This window comes from Kitasatospora sp. NPDC024654 (assembly GCF_055559155.1).
The window spans coordinates 1-6,109 of record NZ_JBVHLF010000173.1 but is presented as its reverse complement, the minus strand read 5'-3'; the positions used below and the strand labels follow the sequence as shown (position 1 = coordinate 6,109).

The window sequence follows — 6,109 nt, the reverse complement described above, 5'->3', positions numbered from 1 at the left end:
CCCTGCTCGGTCTGCCTCACGATCACTGAACGGCGGCGATGCAAGTCGATGCCGACGTACTGCCGCCCGGCGTACTCTGCACGCACAGGGGCCTCAAGCAGAGCCTTCGGCATGACGACACCCATGACCAGGCACCGCCGTCGCCACCGTCCGTCCGCGCTCACCGCGTCCGCGCCCGCCGCTTTGGTCCGCGCCGGATGGCCGCCGGCCCCGGCCCGGCCGGGTGGCGGCGCGTGCTGCCAGACGTGGTCGAGCGAGCACCTGACCCCGGGCGGGGTGGTCGTCCGCACCACCTGGCACGAGCCCGCGTGCCCGGCCTGGACAACGCGGTGACCACCAGCGCGGTGACCGGGCCGGTCCGGACGCGGGTGTGCGCGGCGCTGGTCCACGACGGCCGCCTCTGCCTGATCCGTCGCCAGCGGGAGGCCAACCTCCGGCACTCGCTGCCCGGCGGCCTGGTCGAGGACGAGGACGGCGAAGAACCCGAGACCGCGCTGCGCCGGGAGCTCCTCGAGGAGCTCGGCCTCGACCTGGCGATGCTGCCCGCACCGCCGCAGCTGCGCTTCGTCCAGGACCAGGAGACCGAGCGACCGGGCCAGACGGAGCTGTTCCGGCGCCAGCACCTGGTCTACGTCGCCCACCTGCCCGACCACCTGGCGGCGGCCGTCGCCGCGGTCGAGCAGGACGACCCGGACCACGCGCCGGTGGTGTGGCTGCCGGTGGCCGACGCGGCCGGCCTCCACCTGTACCCGGACGTCGGCGCCGTCCTCGACCAGGCCGTCCGGCCCGACACCGCCTAGGCCGGCGGGCCGCTGCTGCTCCCGGCGATGACCAGCACCTCCTACCGGTGGCGCTGACCTCCCGAGCGCAGGCCGCAGCCGGCCCGGCTGTGACTGTGTACCGTAGATGGCCAGAGTTTGCGTGTTACTTGGCCAACGGGTGGGCAATTCGTTGGCCAGGGTGAATCGGCCGGGCCGTGTGATGGCTCTCGCTGGTGACAGCCCCACGGTCGTTCCCCTCGATCGCCAGCAATGCCACGGCACCGCCACCCAGTTGCAAACTCCGCAGAACCGAGCAGGCTGGATTGTGTCAGTGGCGTTGGACGACGCAGTCAACCCCAACAGGGGAGGACACCGTGACACACAGCAATGAGACCCCTAACAAGGGGCACGAGCCCGAGGTCGACGAACGTGCGGCGGCCGAGATGGAAGCCGAGATCTACGAGCACGTTCAGCACCTTCACGACGAAGGGGTGATCAACCTGGACGCCCCCGCGCGGGACGTCATCGACGTACTCGACCGGAACTACCTGTGGCGCCAGGACGCCACGGCCGCCGACACCCCGTACTGGCTGACTGGCAGTAGGGGCTGGTGCAACCACCTGCACGACACCTGACCGACCGCCAGGAGGGCACGACGACTGACCGACCCTCAGGAAGGTGAGATCTCATGGGAGCCAGCAATTCCCGGGGACGCCCGAGCCGAGAGGCCATCGAACAGAGCGTCCAGCGGATACAGGACAACGGAATGGTGGATCTCGACGCCCCGCTGAGGGACGCGATCCCGCAACTCGCGCGCACCATGGCGCACTACCGTGCGACGGGGGATTCCTGGTGGATCATCGCGTCCGGAAGCCCCGGGGGCGAGCACGCCGTGTGCGAGTGCGATCTTGATTCCCCCAAGTGAGCCAGGGCGGGTACTGGAGGGCGCTCTGGACTGGCTCGACCGCCACCTGGCGCACTTCGACCCGTTCAAGGACGGTGAACTCGCCGGGCTCTGCGAAATCCCGCTCTCCGAGCTGGCGATCCTGACGCTCTCGGCCCGGCGGTGCTCATGGCCCGTGGACACGGCCGTGACCGACCGGTTCCTCGACCTCCTGGAGTCCACGCACCACAAGCCGACCTATCGGGAGCGCCCGTTCCGCGAGCCGGAAACCCTCGTTCCCCATCTCATGGTGGCGGTGGCGCTTGAGCACGCCGGGAGGCTCGACGGAGGCGCGTTCCGTGCATCCGTCGAGCAGTTGGTCGAGGCCAGCACGGTGACGGCACCCGCGCTCGCGCCGCACAGAACGATGGAACTCCGGCACGCGCTCGACCTGGCGAAGGTGCGTCATGGACTGCCTTCGTACCTGACGCTCTACCTCACCACGATGCCGGCACGGCCAGTGAACCCGATCTTCCTCTCCCGGGCTGAGGCATACGTTCTCACGCATGTCATCTTCTACGCGGCCGACCTGGGCCACCGCCCCCCTGAGGGCATCGGTGAGGCGGAGCGCAGACGACTCGCGAAGCTGGTCGAGCGGCTCCTCGGCATGTACATAGTCGCGCGCGACTGGGATCTCGCGGCGGAGCTCATTCTCTCGGCCCTGTGCTTACGAGAACCCTGTGCGTTTCGAGATGCGGGATGGCGGGGCCTGGCATCGGCACAGCGAGCCGACGGCGCGGTTCCCGGCACCCGGGCCCGCCGAGAGAACCCCGCGATGCCCACTGCGGCCGCGGCCACCGAACCGGAGGTGGGCGCCCTCTACCACACCACGCTCGTTTCGGCGCTCGCCGCACTCGCGGCGCTGCACAACCCCTGAGGGGATTCGGTGTCATGTCACAGTGCCGCAGCAGCCTGGAACGGGCGGCCGAGTTCGTGTACGCAACGGCCTGCCTGCCGGCTACGCCTCTGAGTCGGCAGCTCGAAGCGTTGTTCGGCCTGTCGATCGCGGAAAGGGCGGGGGCACCGGGCGCCGCACGCTACGGCGATGTGATGGCGGCGAAGGTGAGCAGCGCGCTCGACCGCGAATGCGCTGCCGGGAGATTCGACCCGTTCACCTTCGACGCGAAGCTCCTGCTCCTGTGCCACAGCATCATGCGTGAGCGCGGTCTCGAATCCGACCCCCTGGCATCCTTCGCCCGCAAAGTCTCCGCCGCGTTGCGGGAGATGGATGTCGTTCCGGTGCGGTTGACCGGCGTGGCACACCTGCTGGACGCCCTGGGTGAGGAACCGTTCGGCGGGAGCGGCCGGGTCGAGGCCGACACGCCTGTAACGGCCGAATCGCTTCTGCGAGCCGAGGTCGCCGAACTCAGGGAGGTCTGCAACAGGCTCGCCGGGTCAACGTTGTTCGGCTCGCGCGAGATCGTGACCGCGGAGGCTCCGGATCTGCTGCTCGCCCTGCCGGTCCTCCTCCTGCAGAAGCTGCGCGAGTACGACCTGATCCTCGGATCCAGCCTGCTGCGGACCCTCAAGTACCTCGGGGCGCGTGGGCAGGAGGAGTTGGACTACGCGACGCAGTATCTGCTGTGCCAGCAGCGGGCGGACGGGCGATTCGGTTACTACGCACGTGAGCTGGCGGAGGGTCCTGCTCTGCGGAGACCAGATCAGGACCTCTACCTGCCCGTCACCGTCTCCGTGCTGTGGGCACTGGCGGAGACATCGGTGCCGGGCTTCCGCCTTCTTGAGCGTGTGTGGCCGGTGATGGCCCCCGTTCTCGAAGCGGGCGCCACCGTTGACGAATGGGCTTGAGTCTCCGGTAGGGGGAGACGGGAGAGTAGGGGCATGAACGGCGACACGCTCCACTCGATCGGCGATCTGGCCCGGCGGGCCGGTCTGACGGTCAAGGCCATCCGGTTCTACTCCGACTGCGGGATCGTGCCGCCGACCGACCGCAGTCCGGCCGGCTACCGCCGCTACGGCATCGACGCCGTCGCCCGCCTGGACCTCGTGCGGACACTGCGCGAACTGGGACTGGACCTTCCCACGATCCGGAAGGTCGTGAACCAGGAGGTCCCGCTCCCCCAGGTCGCCGCGGCGCACGCGCAGGCTCTGGCGGTGCAGATCATTGATGGTCTCCCCGGGGCTCTCGCCGATTCCTCGATGCCCGCCCCGGCGCCTGGCGGGATTCCTTGATGGCCGGCCCCGGGATCGGGGCAGGCCATCAAAGAACCGGCGTCGCTGCCGGTCAGCGCCCACTGCTGGCCAGCTCCCACCAGGGCACGGCATCGGCGTCCGGATCGACCAGGGTCCACCAGACCGCGCCGTCGTACCCCTCGGTCTCCAGGTCCTCCAGCCGGGCGGCGCCGGCCGGGACGGCGGCGAGCATCCTGGCGACGTGCCGGTCGCGGGCGTGGAGCTGGAGCTGGCCGACCCGGTTGAAGAAGCCGGTCTCGCCGGTGCCGGTGAGGACGAACAGCAGACGGGGGAAGCGCGTGTAGCGGCGCTCCCAGGTCGGCACCCCGCCGTCCTGGGCCTCCGTGGTGCCGGGCCGCACTCCGGCCGGCAGCGGCGCGGTGGCCCAGTAGCGGGCGTAGGCGTTCAGCTTCGACGCCAGCCGTTCGGCGCCCATGGTGCCTCGGTCGACCTCGACGAACGCCCGCAGCCGCGCGACGCCGTCCGGCTCGGCCTCACCGAACTGAACACCGCCCACCTGCTGCATGAGTGACCGATCCCCCGCCAACTCCACCGCCAGCACAGTGAACTGGGCGGCAGGCGGCCTCGGGACACTCGTAAGACCCGCCGAGCACAGGGCATCCATGCCGCTCCCAGGCCAGGCCCGCCGCCAGCGCTCGCCCCGACCGCTCGCTGACCCGCAAGTCCCGGGCATCACCGCGGTCTTCCCGCCCGCTTGACCGTCGGCGCTGACTCACCGCCATCGAAGGGATGCGGACGCGGCGGGAGTGCGGGGGCGAGTACAAAGCGCGGCCGGCCCCGATCAACCGCCCGACAGCGAAGCCGTTACCACCACGGGGAACACTTCTGTCCTGTGGCGGGTACAAACCCGGCTCAGCCGCTGCGCTGGAGCTGGTGCTCACCGCTGCCGGAAGCGGATCAGCGGGGGATGCTCCACGGCGTCGGGGCCGGCTCTCGGGTCGTAGACGGTCAGCCCGGCCTTGCGCACGTGCTCGGCGATCCGCAGCCACTCCTGGTGGTCCGCCTCGGCGGTGAGCACCGACCAGTCGAACGTCGGGTCCTCCAGCGTCAGGCCCCGGACATGGTGAAGCTGCTCCAGCGCCTTGCCCGCCGCCCGGTCGATCTCTGCCGGTGTCATCTGGTCCGCGTCCCGGCACACCAGGGCGCGGTGGAAGTGGGCCGTGTCCGGGTGCAGGACCAGGCGCTCGCCGGGCGGGCGCAGCCAGCGGGCCGGGATGATGTGGACGACCGTGCTGGGGAAGGTGATGGCCTGCCCGTCGGCGTCGGTGATGATGCCGTTGATCTCGTACTCCTGGCCCTCGGCGAGATCGAGGGCGACGGCCTGCTCGTCCGCCGCCCGCGGTACTCGCCCACACCCGGGGCGTCGACTGCGACGGCCTGCGCAGCACCCGGTGCTCCATGCAACCCATCGCGCTCGGGGTACGACCAGGTGCCATTGTGCAGGAAGACCACGATGTCGTAGGCGTCGCGGGCCGCTGCTACGGCCGTGTGTACTGGTGTGCGGTCGCGTACCGGCACCCCCCCGGTCGGAGCCCCGCCCGCTGCGCGACCGCGACGCGGAGGAGGACACCGACGCGCGGGTCGGGGTGGTCATCCGCGGGCGAGGTGGAGGTCGGGCATGCCTGGCGCCCGCAGGACCTGGGCGTCGGGGGGTGACGTCGAGCGGAACGCGTCGGGGGGTGGGCTGGTCGGCGTTGTCGTAGGCGTCCAGGACCTGCTCGACGCGCCCCCACAGCTGGCGGGGTCCGCCTTCGCGCACCCGCCGGGTGTCGTCTTCGCGGGTCAGGAGGGCCGCGGAGCCGGAGACGACGTCGACCAGGTGCACGATGTCGCCCTGGCGGACCAGTTGTGCGTTGGGGACGGCGCACTGGGCGAGGAAGTGGGCGAAGAACGCGGTCTCGTTCGGCTCCAGCAGGCGGGTGGGGCGTGGCGTGCGGTGCGGCTGGTGCCGCCCCCCTGGACTTGACGGGGGTAGCGCGGCATCGGCCTGCCCCTGGACCCCTCAACAACCAAGATCAGCCGTCAAGTTGACACACCCTATCCCGCAGTCAGGAGGAAGTGCCCGGGTGGCGAGGTCGTGTGCTGGGTCAGCGGCCTGCGATGGTGTCCCACCGAGTGGTGTAGCCGATCAAGGCGGCAAAAGCGCAGTTCACGACCGGAATCCCGGCTTCGGGAACCCAGTCTTGGCTGACAA

The 6,109-nt window shown here is 70.3% G+C and carries 7 protein-coding genes and 1 pseudogene; 6 read left to right on the top strand and 2 right to left on the bottom strand.

Annotated elements, in window-relative coordinates:
- Positions 1 to 308 precede the first annotated feature (308 nt).
- The 6 genes and pseudogenes from ACZ38L_RS37980 to ACZ38L_RS37955 all read left to right on the top strand — a co-directional run.
- Positions 309 to 800, top strand: a complete 492-nt coding sequence (locus ACZ38L_RS37980; RefSeq protein ID WP_465702442.1) for an NUDIX domain-containing protein — start codon at positions 309 to 311, stop codon at positions 798 to 800.
- Between the two features lie 335 nt (positions 801 to 1,135).
- Positions 1,136 to 1,396, top strand: a complete 261-nt coding sequence (locus tag ACZ38L_RS37975) for a hypothetical protein (RefSeq protein ID WP_465702440.1) — start codon at positions 1,136 to 1,138, stop codon at positions 1,394 to 1,396.
- 53 nt (positions 1,397 to 1,449) lie between these two features.
- The gene (locus ACZ38L_RS37970) at positions 1,450 to 1,686 is read left to right on the top strand and encodes a hypothetical protein (RefSeq protein ID WP_465702444.1); all 237 of its coding nucleotides are present in this window, start codon (positions 1,450 to 1,452) and stop codon (positions 1,684 to 1,686) included.
- Positions 1,595 to 2,581, top strand: a complete 987-nt coding sequence (locus ACZ38L_RS37965; protein ID WP_465702438.1) for a DUF6895 family protein — start codon at positions 1,595 to 1,597, stop codon at positions 2,579 to 2,581. The genes ACZ38L_RS37970 and ACZ38L_RS37965 overlap by 92 nt, the downstream gene beginning before the upstream one ends.
- 14 nt (positions 2,582 to 2,595) lie before the next feature.
- Positions 2,596 to 3,510, top strand: a complete 915-nt coding sequence (locus tag ACZ38L_RS37960) for a hypothetical protein (RefSeq protein ID WP_465702433.1) — start codon at positions 2,596 to 2,598, stop codon at positions 3,508 to 3,510.
- Between the two features lie 33 nt (positions 3,511 to 3,543).
- Positions 3,544 to 3,825, top strand: a pseudogene (locus tag ACZ38L_RS37955) (helix-turn-helix domain-containing protein); the annotation flags it as partial.
- A gap of 121 nt (positions 3,826 to 3,946) precedes the next feature.
- Here ACZ38L_RS37955 and ACZ38L_RS37950 read toward each other — a convergent pair.
- Complete coding sequence (locus ACZ38L_RS37950; RefSeq protein ID WP_465702428.1) at positions 3,947 to 4,420, bottom strand: replication-relaxation family protein; 474 nt, start codon at positions 4,418 to 4,420, stop codon at positions 3,947 to 3,949.
- Between the two features lie 372 nt (positions 4,421 to 4,792).
- Complete coding sequence (locus tag ACZ38L_RS37945) at positions 4,793 to 5,740, bottom strand: hypothetical protein (protein WP_465702425.1); 948 nt, start codon at positions 5,738 to 5,740, stop codon at positions 4,793 to 4,795.
- Positions 5,741 to 6,109 lie beyond the last annotated feature (369 nt).

Bases quoted from the DNA above. Each gene is read 5' to 3' on its own strand.
- ACZ38L_RS37970 (WP_465702444.1), top strand. From the start codon at position 1,450: ATGGGAGCCAGCAATTCCCGGGGACGCCCGAGCCGAGAGGCCATCGAA.
- ACZ38L_RS37960 (WP_465702433.1), top strand. From the start codon at position 2,596: ATGTCACAGTGCCGCAGCAGCCTGGAACGGGCGGCCGAGTTCGTGTAC.
- ACZ38L_RS37950 (WP_465702428.1), bottom strand. From the start codon at position 4,420: ATGCAGCAGGTGGGCGGTGTTCAGTTCGGTGAGGCCGAGCCGGACGGC.